The organism is Enterococcus sp. DIV0187 (assembly GCF_051713785.1).
Classification (GTDB): Bacteria; Bacillota; Bacilli; order Lactobacillales; family Enterococcaceae; genus Enterococcus_A; species Enterococcus_A avium.
The window spans coordinates 3,841,361-3,860,094 of record NZ_JBIOQO010000001.1; the positions used below are offsets into that span (position 1 = coordinate 3,841,361).

General features: G+C 40.0%; 10 protein-coding genes. All 10 read left to right on the forward strand.

The window, feature by feature from the left end:
• The first annotated feature begins 52 nt into the window (after positions 1-52).
• The gene (locus IGI52_RS18750; protein ID WP_438782065.1) at positions 53-1,891 is read left to right on the forward strand and encodes a phage tail tip lysozyme; all 1,839 of its coding nucleotides are present in this window, start codon (positions 53-55) and stop codon (positions 1,889-1,891) included.
• Positions 1,892-1,899: 8 nt separating this feature from the next.
• On the forward strand, positions 1,900-2,532 hold the full coding sequence (locus IGI52_RS18755; protein ID WP_438782066.1) for a hypothetical protein: 633 nt from the start codon (positions 1,900-1,902) through the stop codon (positions 2,530-2,532).
• Positions 2,533-4,017: 1,485 nt separating this feature from the next.
• Positions 4,018-4,287, forward strand: a complete 270-nt coding sequence (locus tag IGI52_RS18760; protein ID WP_438782067.1) for a hypothetical protein — start codon at positions 4,018-4,020, stop codon at positions 4,285-4,287.
• 786 nt (positions 4,288-5,073) lie between these two features.
• Complete coding sequence (locus IGI52_RS18765; RefSeq protein WP_438782068.1) at positions 5,074-6,189, forward strand: tyrosine-type recombinase/integrase; 1,116 nt, start codon at positions 5,074-5,076, stop codon at positions 6,187-6,189.
• A 514-nt stretch (positions 6,190-6,703) separates the two neighbouring features.
• Positions 6,704-8,500: a SpaH/EbpB family LPXTG-anchored major pilin gene (locus IGI52_RS18770; protein WP_438782069.1), complete on the forward strand. Its 1,797-nt coding sequence runs from the start codon at positions 6,704-6,706 to the stop codon at positions 8,498-8,500.
• Between the two features lie 153 nt (positions 8,501-8,653).
• On the forward strand, positions 8,654-13,324 hold the full coding sequence (locus IGI52_RS18775; protein ID WP_438782070.1) for a SpaA isopeptide-forming pilin-related protein: 4,671 nt from the start codon (positions 8,654-8,656) through the stop codon (positions 13,322-13,324).
• Positions 13,325-14,041, forward strand: a complete 717-nt coding sequence (locus IGI52_RS18780) for a pilin N-terminal domain-containing protein (RefSeq protein ID WP_438782071.1) — start codon at positions 13,325-13,327, stop codon at positions 14,039-14,041.
• 73 nt (positions 14,042-14,114) lie between these two features.
• The gene (locus IGI52_RS18785; protein ID WP_438782072.1) at positions 14,115-15,872 is read left to right on the forward strand and encodes a class C sortase; all 1,758 of its coding nucleotides are present in this window, start codon (positions 14,115-14,117) and stop codon (positions 15,870-15,872) included.
• Between the two features lie 37 nt (positions 15,873-15,909).
• Positions 15,910-18,105, forward strand: a complete 2,196-nt coding sequence (locus IGI52_RS18790) for a glucosaminidase domain-containing protein (protein ID WP_438782073.1) — start codon at positions 15,910-15,912, stop codon at positions 18,103-18,105.
• Positions 18,106-18,135: 30 nt separating this feature from the next.
• Positions 18,136-18,714, forward strand: coding sequence for a signal peptidase I (gene lepB / locus IGI52_RS18795; RefSeq protein WP_438782074.1), 579 nt, complete (start codon positions 18,136-18,138; stop codon positions 18,712-18,714).
• The last annotated feature ends 20 nt before the right edge of the window (positions 18,715-18,734 follow it).

An 18,734-nucleotide genomic window follows, 5' to 3' on the forward strand; every position in this document is an offset into this window, starting at 1 on the left:
TAGAGAAAAGACTCTCTAGGGCTTTTTTCATTTAGTAGGAGGGACGGCTGGGATGGAAGAGACAAAGAAAAACAGAGGATGTGGATGTGGTTGTTTAGGGTGCTTGATCCCTCTATTGATTGTTGGATTCTTTTTCATGCTAGGCATGTATATCATGGGCGTGGATGAAGAGAATTATTGTCAGGATAGACCTAGCATGGTATCCGTTGATATTGACAATGCTGGCTCAGAAGAAAATGCAAAAGCGATCTATGATTTTTTTATAAATGAACTGAATGCTACACCTCAAGGAGCTGCAGGACCAATGGGATGTATGGATTTTGAGTCAGGTGGATTTAATCCTGGGATTGAAAATTCTTCCAGTGGTGCCTTTGGGTTAGCCCAATGGTTAGGTTCTCGCAAGGAAGCACTACGGGCATTTGCGGCTGAAAAAGGAAAAGAAATGTCCAACTTAGGACTTCAATTAGAGTTCTTAAAACAAGAACTGGAAAATCCTTACTATGCAAAAGCGAAAGCGGCCCTACGCTTGAATGATGTTCATGAAGCTCAGCATCAATGGTTGTTATGGTTTGAAGGACTTAGCCAAGATTCTTCTCAATGGCATTCTGAGGAACGGAATGCTAGAGCGGATAAATGGTTTGCGAAATTCGGCAATAGTAATCCAATCTCAAGTGTTGCAATGGAAAATGCGGCAAAGGGACAACTAGAAAATTTGGCAGTGGAATGTGCGACAGCCAATCTTGGTGATGGCGGTGATATCCTTGAAGTAGCAAAAAGCTTGTTAGGATACTTTAGTTATTCTCAGGAAAACAGAACCTCTTTTGGCGATCCGATGAATCCAAAAAAGAGCGGACAAGCAGACTGTTCAAGTTTTGTTTGGCTGGTACTTACGAAAGCAGGTTATAAGACACCACAAGTAGCATGGGCGACTCCAACTATGACTTCTGATGCGCGAGGAGCAAAACAATATCTTCAAGAAATACCAGAAAGTGAGGCAAAAGCTGGTGACATACTTGTGGTCAATTTAGGCGCAGGGTTCGGAAATGATGGGCATACGGCAATTCTGGCTGAAAACTGGCATGGGGATACTACGAAAATCATTGAAATGGGGGGCTATGGAGCTGATTCCGTTCATGAAGGACAAGTAGACACCTCTTTTGGCTATCTATTGGCGGGAGACATTTGTTTTGTACGAGCAGTGGGAGCACCAGCAGGCAGCAGCAACAAAGGACAAAAAGGCAATTTTAAAGCGCTGGACCAACTGAATCAATCTGCAGGCAAAGTAGCTTTCGGTATTTTCTATTTTGATGATAAAAAATATCTATCGAATAACAACAATGAGCCAATGATCTCTGCCTCCGTGATAAAAGTATTTATCATGGAATATTTTTATGACAAAGGAAGAATAGATGAAACTGCAGGCGAGCAATCAGTTCAAAATTTGATTGAACGAATGATCACGGTAAGTGATAACGAGGCGACCAATATACTCATTGATCATGTTGGGATGGAAGAATTGAATCAATTCTTTTCAGAAAAAGGCTACTCCAGTACTAAACTGCAACGAAAAATGTTGGCACAAGGAAATGAGAATTATACTTCTCTTCAAGACTGTATGAAGTTTCTTAGAAGGCTTCACGAGAATCAAGGCAATTCAAAGTATTCAGCTATGTTGGAAATCATGAAGCGGCAACAAATAAAAACAAAAATCCCAAGTAAACTAGACGTTCCTGTAGCAAACAAAACGGGTGAGTTGCCAAGAGTTGAGAATGATATCGGGATTGTGTTCAGTGACAAGCCCTATGCGATTGTAGTGTTAACCAATGAAGTGGCAAAGACAAATGAAATTCAAATAGGGATAGGAAATCTAGCAAAAGAAGCGAAGAAATGAGGAGGCTTATGAAAAAGCAAGCAATAGTGTTGGCGACCCTTTTAGTGATTACTGTTGGCATTAGCTACTGGAATGTGGAACAGCACCAAACGATTGTTTCGTTACGAGAAACATCAAGTATACTAAAAAGGGAAAATAAAAAGGTGAAATCGGAAGAACAGGAACTGTCTTCTGAAGTTGATCAATTGAAAAATCAATTGGCTAATTCATCAGAGACATTAAAAAAAATACAAAAACAAAGAACTGATACGGCAACGAATGCTGATCTAATTGGGGAGTATGTCCTTACTGTGACGAAATTATATGAAGCAAATCTGAACTTCACGCCAGAAACTTATAAACACTGCAAGGAGGAAGTGACGAACTATTTATCTGAGGAGTTAGTAAAGGAGTATTTTGGACAGAAAAGAAATACTTATCAGGAAGCCAATGGAATGACCTCTAAGTTGATTTCTTTAGAGGTCTATCCGAAAGTGGAGAAACAGGATGAGATAGAAGGTCTGGCTGTAGCTTATCACCAAAGTAAAATGAATGGGGAGGATTGGATTTCTGGTATGAATATTTTCAAAGTTACCTATGATAGGAATATGAAAAAAGTGACAAAGATAAAGAACTTAGGAAGTGGTTATGTTGGAGACTGAAAAGAATAATGCTCTAAAGAAATTTTTTTGTGACAAGAGCCCCTGTTATTATTAAGTTTGTTTGGTCGAAAAAGATTGTGGCAATTGTCTGTTCAGGATAATTTAGCATCTGTACAAAAATAGAAGCTTGAATTTTGAACTATTGACTGACTTCCTCCCCAACTTCAAGTATATTGAAAACATATTAGATTATGAATCGAAGGCAGTAAGAAAAACTGATTTTTGAGACAGAGTATTTGGTATATTCTTATTTAAGAGAACATTGTTGTGGTGGGGAGACCGAAATACGCTCTTATCAATTTCTAAGAACTAGATGCTCAGATATAGAAATAAGTAAAAAATAAAAGATAATTAAACTAGAAGGAGAAGTCACCATGGGGGAAAGAAATGATAATTCCAAAAGACGATGTACTAATTGTCACAGAGTTATGAAACAACAATTCATTGGATTAAAACATTGCAAATGCGGAATGAGTTGGAGCAAAGAGATGGGCTATTTTCAGCGAACAACTGACATGACTTTTGCATTGCAACGTCAAAAAATAAAGAAATCAAAACATTCAATGAAGAATAAACGAATTCCGATTATTCGCGAGGAAGATTAACATAGTTGAAAAGATAAAAGAAAAGAAATTTTTTAAAATCACATAAACAGACTGTAGACATCAGCCCCGATATGGACTTTGTCTATAGTCTTAGAACTACAGAAGGGGCCTATTGTTTATGGATAACCAACTGAAACATGGGTAGTGAAAGTGGAGGCATTGACCATGGTATTAATAACTATTCCATCTTGTGGTAGAACACCATCCTTCTCTTTGTTATCGTTAAATTCTCTAATTGAAAATATCACAATTTTTTTAAATCTCACTTTATCACTCCGTTTTTGATCATATTCAAATAGTAATTTCCTTCTATTTGATCAAATAAAGCAATGCTTGGAGTTTTTTTGTCAGGAATAAGTATTAAGTATGAAAAAATGGGATTAAAAATATCAACGGACGTGAATGCTTCGAACCAAATATGGTGCCATTTTAGGAGTTCATCAAAGCTCTATCCTGGCCACCAACATATATTCAGTGTGATTGTAATAAAGTAATCGGAAGATCGCAAGGAGGTAACGGATCATACTATTGGAAATGTTAAGAATACGGGAAAGTATTTTCTATGAAAATGGGCACTATTGTTGGAAATTAAGTTGTTTTGACTGTATGCAATTTAGATATCATCATTTCACGCACTTGTGAGCCATCAATCCGCAATATTCACATACAAAGACGATACTTGTTTTTATTAGCTGCAGCAATCGACCAGCTTCACTAATGAGTATCTTTTTTTTTTATTCTCACGTTTTCAATCAGTGTTTGAGCCCCTGTCGGTACCTCATAGTGAGTAAATCTGTAGTTGTTGGAAAGGCTAAAATCATGCTAGAATTTGATTCAAGTAGCTACCAATGGAAGAAGGTTTGAAATGAAGGCGGGTGAAATGTTAAATAGATTAACTGAGAATCCATTTCATGAAGAGTACATAGGCATTTATACGCAATTAGGTGGAAAACTAGTTCCATTGACTGCAGCAAAGCCTGATGATGATGGAAACCTTATTTTTTTTCGCCAGAACAGAAAGCCTCCAATGAGTACGAAAACATTGTTTACGATCTTGTTGTTACACAAGAATAAAAGGATCTTCTGCTGGAACAATCATAAGATTGAGATATACAGTTATCAGATCGATCATGGAAAAATAATCGTATGAAAAAGACCAACAAAGGTGTCTGATCTAAAACAAAAATGTTAGTACATGAAACGAACGTTTTTTTCCGTATTTCAGTTGTCTGTCTTGTCAAATACAAAAAAAAAGACTGACTATCAGGCATAGTCAGCCATGGTCAAAAAACTTCAATTATCTCTTGGTGCTACCAATCGATATTAAAAATATAACATATCCGTGAAATCATTCAAGACTTTTTTTATGTATATGGTCGCTGATGTAGGGAGCAATCGTATAAACAATTCTCAATGGAAGTTTATATGAAGCTTGTCATTTTTGGATTTAATTGGCGTTTTTCTAATGAATATATGACGACAAAAAATCACTCTTCAACTTAAGAAGGGTGATTTTGCTTTTTCTATTTGCTTGTAAGGAAATTCTTTTGCCATAGTTCGATTCTACGTCTATCTATTAATAATTCGAATTCTCATTATTAATTATTTGATCTCCTAGTATTCCATAAAATATTTGTTGTAAAAATATAATGATTTAAGAGTTTTTTTCATAGTTTTATAAAAAACTAGAAACAAACAGGATACGTCAAAAATAAAATAACTAATATATGACATATCGAAAATAATTCATAAAGCAATTATATATTATCTATTATTAATAGGCAATACGAATTATGAAAATAATTATTTTTCAATAGTAAAAGTGAAGATAGGAGAATAGACATACTCCTATCCCTAGCTTTTCAATTAAAAGATTATATAGGACAAAAAATATACACCGTCAGTTACGCCGTCAAAAAATAGGAGGAATGATCGTATGCGCAAAGGTGAAAATATTTATCTTCGGAAAGATGGTCGTTGGGAAGGGCGATTCCCGAAAGGGAGAAAAGCGAGTGGACAAATCAAGTATGGATATGTCTATGGGAAGAGTTATACGGAAGTAAGGCAAAGAATTTATCCGCTTCGAATTCATTATCAATCCCTGCAAAAAATTCAAGGTTCCTCAGTGGTATCTTTTGAAAAATGGACCGAGAGATGGCTTGATGAAGTTCAGGACGAGGTCAAGTCATCAACACTTTCCAGTTACCGTTATAAGTTAACAAAATATGTTTTTCCGATGATTGGAGAAGTTAGTTTAAATGAATTGTCGATTGACTCAGGAAAAATTCTTTTAAAAAGACTGCAGGAGACTTTATCCTGTTCAACCATTCAAGTGGTTTTCAGAATATTGAATAAATGTTTGAATCACGCTAAGAAAACAGGGAAGATTCATTCGAATCCCTTTTTAGAGTTGAGAATTCCAAAGGCGAAACAAACCAAAGTACGGGCCTTGACCCGCATGGAACAAAAGAAAGTGATGGCTATTGCACTGAATGAGAAGAAGGGCTATGGGGTCCCTTCGCTGCTCGCTCTCTATTCAGGCATGCGAATAGGTGAAATTGCGGCGCTTAAATGGGCAGATATTGATTTTGATGCCAACTTGATTCATGTAGTTCACACGTACCAAAGAATTCCAACCAATAGTCCGATTAAAAAAACACAATTGATTTTAGCAGACTCAAAAACGGAAGCTTCTGGGCGGATAATTCCTATGAGTAAGACATTGAAGAAACTATTACTGATGCATCGGAAGCAATCAAAAGGCCACTTTGTCTTTTCCACCAATGGTCAACCATGTGAACCGCGACTACTTACCTATCATTTTCACCGGATTCGTGAAAAAGCGGAGCTTCTCCATATCCATTTTCATCAATTGCGGCATACATTTGCGACTCGCTGTTTAGAAATAAAAGAAGACATTTCCTCTGTGAGTGCTCTTCTTGGTCATGCCTCTACACAGATGACGTTGGATACCTATGTGGACGCGATGCTAGAACAACGGTTTTCAGTAATTAACGAATTGGACAGTTTTCTAAGAAAAAGTATTTTGTAAAATTTTAAAAAAAATAGTCTCTCTTTTTGGGGTATTCTTTTTTCAAAAACCAAGAAAGCGCTTACTTATAACTGTAAATGAACCTCCCAGCAGGAACCCTTCGGTTTATTCATTTTTTTTTGCCAAAATAAATTGATAATTCTAAGCATTCTATGATAAGCCGTCATTCATCGTCAAGGAAGGAGGATAAAGCCCTATTCAAAGGGAGTGGGGGTGTGTTTCTAGTTTTTTATAAGACTAAGAAGAAAATAGTGTATAGATCTATTAAAAACTAGAGGTTTTAACAAAAATGATGAACTTATATCAAGCTTTTGAAAGGAGGTATGTTTATCGAAGGACAGACATACTAGTTTTTCATTAATTTCCAATATAGAACTGGAAGGAGATGTTCTCCATTTGTGTATTGGAATGTATTGGAAAAAATAAGCAATTAGGAAATCGATAATCCTTCTTTCTAATTCTTTATTTTAGCTAATTTAGGAGTAAAAAACAAAAAAAAGCAAGGGAGATAATTATGAAGAGCAAAAGAAAATGGATAAGTAAAGCAGCAATGACGTTGGGTGTATTAACAGTCTTGGGTGCAGCGGGAGCAGGAACGATGGATGTTGCCTTTGCAGTAGATCAAAATATTGGTTCAAATGCGGTTTCTGACAACACATCTGACCGTTCGATCACGATTTGGAAATATGAAATCAACAGTTCATCTGAATTAGGCGATCGTGGAGACGGAATCAATCCCGATCCAAGTAAAGCACCTGATCTTAATGGAAAGAAATTGATGAAAGACGTGAACTTTGAAATTATCCGAGTGAAGCCCAAAGGAAACGCGTCCTTGACGGACCCGTTAAAACAAGTCGAAGGTACAGATTGGGAAGTCGATGCAACATTCACAAAATTGACTGGCAAAACTGATGCTGACGGTAAATTGACCTTTGACGTAGGCACAGGTAAAACAGCGGATGGGATTTACTTAGTTCGAGAAATCAAAGATTCTGTGTCTGGTGATTATACGTATACAGATGAAAACGGCGATACGAAGAAGATCAACAAACCAATGGATCCATTCTTTGTTCACTTGCCACAAACAAAACGAGATGACACTGGCAAATTGATTTATGATGTCCATGTGTATCCGAAGAATATCGTGACGGATACAGAACTAGACAAAACGATCGAAGATGGAAAAGGCTACTCAATCAAAGCGGGAAATGATTTCCAATGGGAAGCAACAACGAAACTTCCATCAGGGCTGTACAGTGAGATCGATAAAGAAATGACGATTACTAATTGGTTGGATCCGGCAGATGGTACGATCAAGGATTTGGTGATTGGAGCGGGCGACTTGCCATTTGATTTATTTGCCAACTACTTCCGAGTAAGCGATAGCATCGATGAAAGACTGAAATTACAAGATGTGGAAGTTTACGTGTTAGACAAAAATGGTGATCCTGTCAAATTAACCAATGGGACAGAATATGAAGTGACACTAGGTGGCACGAAGATTACTGCACCAAATAAAGTAGAAGATTTAACGTTGGGTGCTAAAAAAGAAGTCGTTGTTAGTTTAACGCAAGCTGGGATGAAAAAAGTGACTGTTGATGAGGACACACACTTGCAAGTTGTGTACAAAGTAACGACGGACAAAGACTTTAACGGTACAATCGCCAATAAATATGGCATCGAATACTTGCTTCCTGGACAAGACCCAGTTACAGAAGAAAGTGAAGAGAATCCAGAGTACTTTGATGGTGGATTTGACATTGAAAAGACAGATGAAGGGTCAACAGCGTTGGATGGCGCGGAGTTCCATATTGCGACCAGTGAAGCAGATGCGAATGCGAAGAAATACTTAGCCTCTGATGGCAATTCTTATACATTAAATGATGATGGGACAAGTACACCGGCATTACCGAGCGGCGTTACTTACCTAAAAGCAACTTCTCTTAACGGAAAAGCAGAATTCAATGGATTAGCATTGGATTGGTTTACTGATGATGATGGGGATGGGAAACAAGATCCGACGAATCCAGTTGAAGCAACATGGCCTAAAGCGAACATCAAAAAAGATTATTGGGTAGTGGAAACGAAAGCACCTTCTGGCTATGAATTGATTAAAGATCCCCAAAAAGTAACGGTAACTTTGGATACGGCAGATGATGCAGCTGTAGAACTAACCGTAGTCAACAAGAAGAAAACGGACCTGCCATTTACTGGGGGCGTGGGTACAACATTGATGATTGTGATTGCTTTAGGAGCCATTACAATTGGTACAGCGACGATGGCGATTGAAAAAAAACGTCGTCAAGCGTAAGCGATAACTAGCGCATGACATACGTTGTATTGCAAACTGCTTACGAAGGATTGTCTGAAAAAGACATCCTTCGTATCAATCTGTTAGACAAAATATATGTTTAACGGCTGATAGATTGTCTCTTAAGAAGGCAATGGAAAGGAAAGGAAGACGATGACAAAACCGATTCAATTAAAACGCATGGTCCCCCTCCTTCTTCCTGTCGTGTTGATAATAGGAGTTCTTTTCTTCTATTACCATGGAAAAGCACTAAAAGCATCAGCACCAGACTCGTTAGTCAGTGTAACAGTGGAAAATAAAGCAGTTCCCAATGATTCTTTAGAAACTGATAAAGAAACTGTCGAGCTCGCTTTTAAGGCAAAAGATACAGATATTTTTGAGTTATCGTATGATGACACCGTTTCTATTGTTCCTTTAGATGAAGAAGGACAAGAAATCGCGCATCCTCAATTGGAGGCTTCTGATTTTAAAAAGAGTCAAGCCTTAAAACTCTTTGAAGACCGTTTGAAGACAGAACAATCAAGTGAGAGTAAAAAAACAAAAGAAGAGGATGCAACAACAGAAACCACAGAAGTAATAACGAGTGAAGCAGAGAAGCGTTTACCTTACTATCAAGTTCGCAAGGATGATAAAAAAGGTAACTTCTACTTTGAATTAGAGAAAGACCAGGTCCAAAAAGTTCGGATCACTCGTCTGACGACGAAAGAAAAAATGGTTGAGCTTCGGTCGTTGAAGGATACGACGAAAAAGCAATCCATGGTCGTATTTAAATCAACAGAAGAGTTAAAAGCAGTCGAACAAGAACAACCTGCCGCAGCGCCTGTAGATACAGACAAGGCAGAAGAACCGCCTGCAGCAACAGAAACTGAAGAGCCAGCGAAAAGTGAGAGCGAAGAGGAACCTGCCAAAGATGCCGCAACGGCCAAAGCAGCCATTGATCCGAAAGCAATCAGTACTACGACGCCATTCAAGGTAGATGTCGATGTAGGGAAAACGACGGGTCTGGCTCCTTTTGATACGAAAAAGGAACCTGGCTATGACAATAGTGCAGATGATGATATTGTTCGAACCTTTGATCAGGTGAGCTATCGTGTCATGCTTGGAATCTCAAATATCGATGAAAAATACGCCTCGCTTCGTATTCGACTAGATACTGAGTTATCTGATGCATGGCGAAAAGATTCTTCCGGTCAGATTAGACAAACGGCAGAAATTTCGAACGGTACAATGACTGACACCGGTGATGGGACAAAGAAATCTACCCGGAGTAGCTGGGTAACCTTAAGCAAAGCTACTGGACAAGCGTACTTTACTGAAACGATGGAAACCTTTGGTGGTGTAAACGGGGATGAATTGAATCCGAAATTTACAGTAACGATTGAGAGTGCCGAATTAAGTAATGGTAGTACAGAAACCATTGATCAAGTGATCGATGGGAGTGTTGTTTCCTATTTAGATGATACGGTTTATGTCAGTGCGAAGCCTTTGGTGGATGTGAAGTTAACGCGAAACGCTGGTAAGAATAGTACTTTTGAAAAAGTGTCAGGGACAGATGATAAACCATATCGTCTGGTTACTCCTGTAGCAGCATATGTTCAATTAAAACCACTTCCTGGACGGACAGATATTACTTCTATCAAAGGTTGTACTTATCCTGTTGGAGGGATTGAATACAAACTCGATCAAAAAGTAGTATACACCGGAGGGGCCACAACTAAAGAACTAGTTATTGGAACGGAAACTGATCCTGTGGAAGTGATTGCATACGATGGGTTTAGTGGTGTTTCTATGCCTAATAGGAAATTTACAACGGAGTACTCATCCTATGTATCTTCTTATCAACCAGTTTCATTGCAAGGAACTGTAGCTCCATATGGATATACAAGAAATACCTATCCTCCTACTCAATCCTACAGTAATTTGATAGGTATATACGATACAGGTAATCCAACTGTAGAAAACGTTTCATCAGATCATTCAATTAAAATTTCTAATGATGACTATGCACCAATTAGTGTTGGAAAGAATAAATGGTTCTTTAATGGCGCTACTATGCCAAGCAATACAGAACCGTTTTCTGTGGCGGCCATGCAAGTCGCTTTTCCTTATGAATACTTGGAGAAACAGGTGGGGACGTCTAGTAAACTAGATTATACGTTATCAGTTTCTGAAGTAACATATGAAGGACAGTCTCAAGAAGTAGACAGTAAAGTGGTAGTTTCCTGGGACCGACATTGGCCGGGGGATATGAGAGCTTTTGCTACTTTCTTAGATAGTAAAAATCAGCCTCTTGGTTCTCTTCAATCTGACTATCGAAGTAACGGAGACGGTGTAACGACGCAAGGGAATTCAATTTATGGACAGTTTTTTCAAACTTCAACTGATCCAGAGGTTACGAATGGAGTGATTTATGGTCGATGGAATGCGAATAGTCTAGAATTTGAGGATGGAAAGCAAGCTACATCTAGAGCAGCAAATTCAACAAAAGCTAAACAATTTTACTATGGTGTTGGTGCGAAAATCCCTGATGACAATTTGCGAACTCAAGCACAAATCGAAGCGGCGTATACTTGGTATTCAACTGTTGCGGAAGCCAAAACAGCGGGTGTCATTTCTGCTGTAAAAATGACGTATGATATTCTCGCCATTGACGGGTATAACGGAATTGCTGTTATGGCTCCGTTAAAGGCAACTGGTTCTACGGATAAAGACAGTGAAGGAAATAGTAACATAGGTATCACGAATGCGTTTCATTTTACTGATAAAAATGAACAAACTAAGTATTCTCCAGGGACGTCAGAAGTAAAATATACACCCAGTAAATATGATGACGACGGAAAGTTAGTTTCCACCCATTATCCGTCTGGGTTAAGTTGGGATACTTTATATATTGCTGGAATGACCATTCGCCCTACAATTTCAACGGATAAGAAAACCTATGCCCCAGACGAGACTGTGAAATGGACAGTGGATGGAAAAGTTGAGAGTGGTTCAGAGAATAATCACAAGGTTCAATATGAAGTCACGATTCCAAAGGAAACACAATATACAGATGGGTCGGCTAAAGACCATGAGGGAAATCCCTTACCAGACCCAGTAATTATTCCAAATGGCGATGGTACACATACGTTGAAGTGGGTGTTGGACTATATGGCTGAAGGTAGTACCTATAATCCTAAGGTCACGTTTGATACGTCGATCATTTCTTCTGCGTTGAATTTTGTGAACAATGTGGCGGATATGACTGGGAAAGTAATCGCAGAGGTCTGGTTAGAAGAAGATCCTTCTATTAAGGATACTTCTATAGAGCAACTTAGAACGAGTACGACTGATTTTACGGTGACCAATTCCGGTGTAATCGTCGTGGATAAAGTCGTGGACAAGCCTCATATTGAAAGTGGAAACGAAATTGATCCGGCGAAGCCTTCGGATACCCATCCGACAGACTTTACGTACACGGTTGCCTTCAAGAATCATTCTGTGATACCGATGCAGAATGTTCGTGTACTGGATGTATTGCCGTACATGGGGGATCAACGTGGTACGAACTTTAATGGAAGTTATTCATTGACTCAAGTGGAACAGCTACCGGGAAGTGTTCAGGGAACGATCTGGTATACGAATAATTTTGTTGCAGCGGATATGGATCCCAATGCGGTGGTTCTGAGTTCTGGCTGGTATAAATTAGGCTCCGACATGACGGTATTGAAAAATGCTAGGGCAATCATGGCTGTCTATGATGAATTGGAACAAGGAAAAGACATGTCGATCTCTCTGACTTTACGACCATCCGGTCAAAAAGCAGGGGATAAATATATTAATGCACCATCCCTGAATTCCCATTTGAACAAGTTTGTTCAAGGGGTCCCAAGTGGTGTTCGGGTCTATGGGCGTGATCTATCCGGTGTGGCATGGTATGACGACAGCAATGATGGCTTGATCGGCAACGTTGCCTCTGGTGCGGCAGAAGCGTTTGCCAAAGATATTCCGGTCAAATTGTATCGCACCAGTCTTGAAGTTCCTTCCTATAAGAAAGAGTTAGTGGAGGAAAGTCTAACAGGTGAGAAATTTATTGATGCATCTGGCGATTCGTTAGTGAAAACCGATGCGAATGGGAAGTATCTCTTTGAGAATTTACCAGAGGGGGATTATATCGCGGAGTTTATTATCGGTGATAAGGTCGTTCAACGGGAAGTAAGGGTCACGAAGCAGCTGGTAGGATCGGATCCAACAAAGAACTCAAAAGCAGACAAGGATTCCTATCAAACACCGAAGTATGAACAACCAAGTTTGAGTGACGTTGCTGGTTTAGGTGCAACGGACGCGAAACATCATGTGACCGATGTCAATCTCGGTTTGGTTCGTCCATCAACGATTCGTCTATTTAAATATGCAACAGGGACGGCGACCGATGCTAACGGAGATGGAAAATTAAGTGAAGCTGAAAAAGCAACAGGCACACCATTAAGTGGTGCTGAATTTGAAGTTTATGAAGGGGATGCAAGTACACCTTTTGCGACTGAAACAACAGATGGTAGTGGGTATCTGAATTTTGTGAAGCTGTTCCCAGGGGAACACACCTTGATCGAGACCAAAGCGCCAAGTGGCTATGAATTGATCAAAAATCCGATCAAAGTCACGATCACGGAAGGAAACCAAACGGTGAAGGTTTATCAAGAGAATGACAAGAAGGCGGACCTACCATTTACTGGTGGAAATGGCCCACTACTTGCGATTTTATTGACGGCAAGCGGCGCATTAATCTTCGGATTTGGCTATATGCTTTGGTACTATCGCACACCTAAGAAGAAAGGGGGAAGGTAAATGAACAAGTTTATCAAACTAGGATTTATCTTTCTCTTGATTTTTGGGACATGTGGTTCTTTTGGAAGCACGGCTCAAGCAGAAAAAGCAACGACTGAAGGGTATTCCATTTCAATCGTGAAGTATCGGTTGGAAGATCCAACGATCGTGGAAAATCAATTGCCGTTAGACGGAACGAAGGCGGGAGAAATCAAGGATAGTAATGGGAAATCTCTAGATCCTCTAAAAGGGATTTCCTATGAGATTACCCGTGTCTCTCCTGTTCAAGGGACGACTGATTTTGAACCTGTTATTGGTGAATCTGCCTTTACTACGACAGTGACTACCGATGATGCGGGCTTGGCTCAAGTCACAAATTTGGCTCAAGGAACGTATCGTGTTGTAGAAAAGGAACATGAACTTCTAAAAGAAACCATGGAACCCGTTATTCTGGAATTGCCTTTACCACAACGAACGGGAGAAGCACTGAATGACGTGTACCTCTATCCGAAATCCAGTGTGGTTACGCCAGATGATCCGAAGGATGATCCAACTAAGGGCAATCTGCCAAACACGAATAAATCTGGAAGTAACAGTGCTTCTGGTGCAAGCGAGCGATTACCACAAACTAGTGGGAATATCGGTTCTTACCACTCGTTATTACTCGTTTTAAGCTTCATTCTGATTATGACTCTAATTGGATTTAGAGTTATGAAAACAAAGAAGTTTGATTTTTGATGAAAGTAGAGTAACTCGAGCATTAAGAGTTACTCTTTCTTTTCCAAATTAATGAATAAGAGGATGGCTGATCATGAAGAAACAACCGAATAATAAACGAAATAAGTTTGTCATGAGCTTTGCCATTTTTATGATCGTTGCTGGCATCATTGTTTTAATGTATCCGATTGTTGGGAATTACTTAGCCAATCGTGAACGAAGTGCGGCGAGTACTTCTTATGACAATGCATTGAAGAAAATGTCGGCGAAAGAAAAAAAGGAACAATATGAATTAGCGAAAGTGTACAACAAGTATATCTTTGAGAAGCAACAAGGCAGAACCACGGAATCTGTGGTTTATAAAAATGTTCTTAAAAATGAATCCGGCGTGATGGGAACGATCGATATCCCTGGGATAGACATTAAACAAATGCCTTTTTACCAAGGCACGTCTTTTAAAACACTCGATAAAGGCTTGGGGCATTTAGAAGAATCCTCGATCCCGATAGGGGGCAAAGATACTCGTTCTGTTATTACCGGCCATAGCGGCGTTCAAAATCAGGTTCTGTTTACCGATATAAAAAACTTAGAAGAAGGGGATATTTTCTACGTCAACATATTAGGAAAGCGATTGGCTTACCAAATCGAATCCTTTGAGGAGATATTACCTAGTGAAGCGGAAAAAGTAAAAATCGTCCCAGGAAAGGATATGGTGACACTTTTAACGTGTACACCGCCAGGCATTAATACCTATCGGCTATTAGTGAACGGGCACCGTATTCCTTATAAAGATGCGCAAAAACAAAAAATTAATAAACGAAATTTATGGAGCTATCAGAACGTTGTGTTAGCGACCATTCTTATAAATCTACTATTATTCATTATCTTAGTGAGCATCTATCGTTACCATATCAAGCGGTTCCGTTCTGATGATCCGCTGGTTGTGAACAAAGCACGGAAACGACTGCGTCGTTTATTCCGAATAACGAAACTCTATTTTGTACTGATTTTTGTCGCTATGATGACGGTACTAGCAGTAGCGGCATACGGCTATGTTCAAATGCAAGAAGACACCTCTATAGGAGCTGTTGATGTTGGTCAAAGTGAACACTTAAGTACCTTCAATTTGGATAAGGTCAATCGAGCAAATTATGCAGAGAAACAAATTGCGAGTGTCAATGTCGCAAATTATGCAGAGGCTCGCGGGAATAGTTTTGAGACCACCAACAACTGGGGGATAGGGAAGCTCAATATCCCAAAAGTAGAGGTTGATCTGCCCATTTTAGCTGGGATCGCCAATCAAAATCTCTTGACGGGAGCGGCGACCTATCGGGTGGATCAACAACTCGGAAGAGGGAATTATGTTTTATTGGCACATAATATTTTTGAAACAGATGTGTTGCTCCATCGAATCAAGCAGCTACAACTTGGTGATAAGATGTATGCGACAGATTTTAAGGATATTTATACGTACGATGTTTCGCTGAATAAGGTGGTTGAAGAAACGGAAGTTTCCTATATTGATGCGAAAACAAAGGATGGAAAACAAACGTTAACTCTGCTTCGTTGTGAAGGAGACATCGGGACCATCTACCGACGAGTAGTTCAAGGAAAATTATCAGATGTGCAGCCTATCAATGGTGCGAGTGAGAATTTATTGAAACAATTAGAGATTAAAGCAAGTGAACAGGAACAATCTTCTGGCAAGATCTTAAACGAGCGAAGAATTTCACCTTTTCAACAATTTGCGATGTTGATTGCGGCGAAGTTCGTCTCCGAACCTCTTCAAACAATGGTTCCGATGTTCCTTTTCTTTTTATTACCGATTCTATTCTTTAGTCTGATTCGTTAAGCGTGATTTAGTTCAATTCAGGAAGGAAATTTAATTCATGAAAAAGATAATGATAGGTGTTTGTGGTGTTCTCGTGTTCATTGGCGGACTCGCCGGGATACGCAGCGGGGTATTAAAAGCAGGAGAGTTGACCGAAGAGTCTTCTTTAATAGTAGAAACAGGCACCGTTGAGAGTGCAGCTTCTGTGCCAGAGAGTGTCGTCGAGGCACCAGCGCCCGAAGTGATTACACCCGAACCAGCGACAGAAGCTCCGATTGAAGCACAGCCAGAAGTACCGGTGGAAGCAGCACCAGAAACATCGGTGCCCGCTGTTAGTTCAGAGCCCGTACCAGAAGAGTCTTCAGAACCCGCACCGGTTGAAAGCAGTACGGTAGATTCTTCAACCAATACAGATTCGACGGCGTCGTCATCAAGTGCAAGTACATCAAGCAGTCAAACCAACTCAAGTAGTTCGTCTAATAGTTCAACATCAAGTACGACGAAGCCAAGCAGTTCGACCAAACCAAGTAGTACAACACCGAGCAGCAGTACCAAACCAAGCGCGACAACGCCTAGTAGTTCGGCACCAACGCAGTCGTCTACGAGTCAAGGTAACGAAGAACCACCACCAGTGCAACCAGCACCAACGCCTGTAGTACCAAGCACACCAGCTACGGTGGCGCCAGCGACACCAAGTGTTCAAGCAAATTCATTTGTCGTACCAACTGCACCGGAGGCTTTTTCGGAAACCAGTACGTTGAATCTGCCAAGCGAGTTGAAAACAACGGAAGTCGCACAATCAGATTTGAAAGGCTTTGAATTACCGCTGTTAAGCAGTTTTGAAAACAAAGCCCATGGGGCGTTGATCTATGAAGGAATCAAACAGCTTGGTACAGAACAAGAGGAAAACTATAGTGCGGAACAATTAGCAACAGAGATGTATCAGAACTTATTTGATTTAGAAATTGCTGATAAGCCAGAAAAAATGCCAGAAGAAATTACAGTGGGCAGTTTGGTGTATCAGAAGAAAAAAGATAAGAATGTCTTACTAGGAGTCTACATCGGAGATGACTACTACTTAACCGTTGATGATGTGGAAGTTGAAGAAGCATCTGATACAGAAGAAAGCACCCCAACAGAAAATTCCAATGAGGAATCAGAAGAAACGACAGAACAAGAAACTCAACGCCAAGTCGTTGTGGAATCGATTGATTTAGAAGAAGATCTCTTGGTTCAAGAATTGCCAGAGGTCACTTTGACCGAACATGGTGAACAGACGTTGGCGGAATATCCTGCTTCTATGAACTTCACTGAAAATGAAGGCGCGAAAACCTTTATCGAGAAAATCGCTGAAGACGCTCAAAAGCTAGGACAAGAATACGACGTCTTTGCCTCTGTCATGATTGCCCAAGCCTTACTAGAAAGTGGCTCAGGCACGAGCACCTTATCACTAAAACCAAATCATAACTTGTTCGGAATCAAAGGAACCTATCAGGGGCAATCCGTTTCGATGGCAACCCAAGAAGATCGTGGAAATGGCGACTTGTATTCCATCAATTCGGCGTTTCGTAAGTATCCAAATTATGCGGCGTCACTAGGCGATTACGTGGAACTCTTGCGTGGTGGAATCTCAGGTAATGATAGTTTTTACAAGAATACTTGGCGATCCACGGCTAAGAATTATCTGCGTACGACAAATGCCTTAACCGGAACTTATGCGACGGATACGACTTATGGGCAAAAGTTAAACTCAATTATCGCTTTGTATCACTTGACCCAGTACGATCATGTCAAGACAACAGGTGGAGACTCAGGCGTCTTTATCAAAGGCAAAGAAGAAATTCCAGAGGAATACAGCAGTCGTATGAAATATCCCGATTATAATGGCGTGGATTACAACACTTCCGGCTCCTATCCAGTCGGTCAATGTACCTGGTATGCCTTCAACCGAGTGAATCAATTAGGAAAAACCGTCGATGATTATATGGGAAATGGCGGTCAGTGGGCAACAAAAGGCAAAGCGTTAGGTTATGAAGTCAGCCAAAAACCTAAAGCTGGCTGGTTGATTTCCTTCAAACCTGGGGTTGCCGGATCGGATGCTCGCTATGGGCATGTAGCGTTTGTGGAGGTTGTCCGGCCAGAAGGCATTCTTATTTCAGAAGGAAACGTCTATGGCGGTACGGTGATTTCGTATCGCGTGATTGATGCGGCATTGGCTACCTCTGATCAAGTTTCGTATATTAAAGCAAAGTAATTCAGTTAATAAAAAGGGGTATTGCAACTTATGGCAACTGGTCGTTCACGTCAACTAAAAAAAGAAGGAAACCTACCACAACGTTCGATCGGCAAGAGTTTAGTGCTCACGATTTTGACACTCCTGTTACTGGTCGTGCTGTTTATTTCGGGACAATTAGTGAGAAGGGAATATAGTTTTCATCCTATTTCAGGTACCTCTATGAAGCCTACGTTAACGGAAAAAGATATGGTGCTGGTCAAAAAGCGTGATCCAATCCGTCGATATGACGTTATCGCATTTTCCGTTAAAGGAGAAGATGGGAAATTTGTGAAACGGGTAATTGGCATGCCAGGAGATACGATGTTTATCCGCAATGATCGCATGGTTCTAAACATTGGCGAACATGGAGATTTTGAAACGACCTATACGTTTCAACTCTCACCAGCTATCGCGGAAGAATTTCAAGGATTAACCAAGATTCCTAAAGGAATGTACTTTACAACGGGCGATCATATCGATGTTTCAAAGGACAGTCGGACGTTTGGCTTTGCCAAAAAGAATGATATTGAAGGAACAGTTCAATTCCATCTCCCATCATTGATTAGAAAGCAGGCGAATAGTGAATGAATAAGAGAATCCTGCTAGAG

Excerpts from the sequence above, each read along its gene's own strand:
- IGI52_RS18760 (WP_438782067.1), top strand. The coding sequence starts at position 4,018 with ATGTTAAATAGATTAACTGAGAATCCATTTCATGAAGAGTACATAGGC.
- IGI52_RS18785 (WP_438782072.1), top strand. The coding sequence starts at position 14,115 with ATGAAGAAACAACCGAATAATAAACGAAATAAGTTTGTCATGAGCTTT.
- IGI52_RS18755 (WP_438782066.1), top strand. The coding sequence starts at position 1,900 with ATGAAAAAGCAAGCAATAGTGTTGGCGACCCTTTTAGTGATTACTGTT.
- IGI52_RS18765 (WP_438782068.1), top strand. The coding sequence starts at position 5,074 with ATGCGCAAAGGTGAAAATATTTATCTTCGGAAAGATGGTCGTTGGGAA.
- IGI52_RS18775 (WP_438782070.1), top strand. The coding sequence starts at position 8,654 with ATGACAAAACCGATTCAATTAAAACGCATGGTCCCCCTCCTTCTTCCT.
- IGI52_RS18750 (WP_438782065.1), top strand. The coding sequence starts at position 53 with ATGGAAGAGACAAAGAAAAACAGAGGATGTGGATGTGGTTGTTTAGGG.
- lepB (WP_438782074.1), top strand. The coding sequence starts at position 18,136 with ATGGCAACTGGTCGTTCACGTCAACTAAAAAAAGAAGGAAACCTACCA.
- IGI52_RS18780 (WP_438782071.1), top strand. The coding sequence starts at position 13,325 with ATGAACAAGTTTATCAAACTAGGATTTATCTTTCTCTTGATTTTTGGG.
- IGI52_RS18790 (WP_438782073.1), top strand. The coding sequence starts at position 15,910 with ATGAAAAAGATAATGATAGGTGTTTGTGGTGTTCTCGTGTTCATTGGC.
- IGI52_RS18770 (WP_438782069.1), top strand. The coding sequence starts at position 6,704 with ATGAAGAGCAAAAGAAAATGGATAAGTAAAGCAGCAATGACGTTGGGT.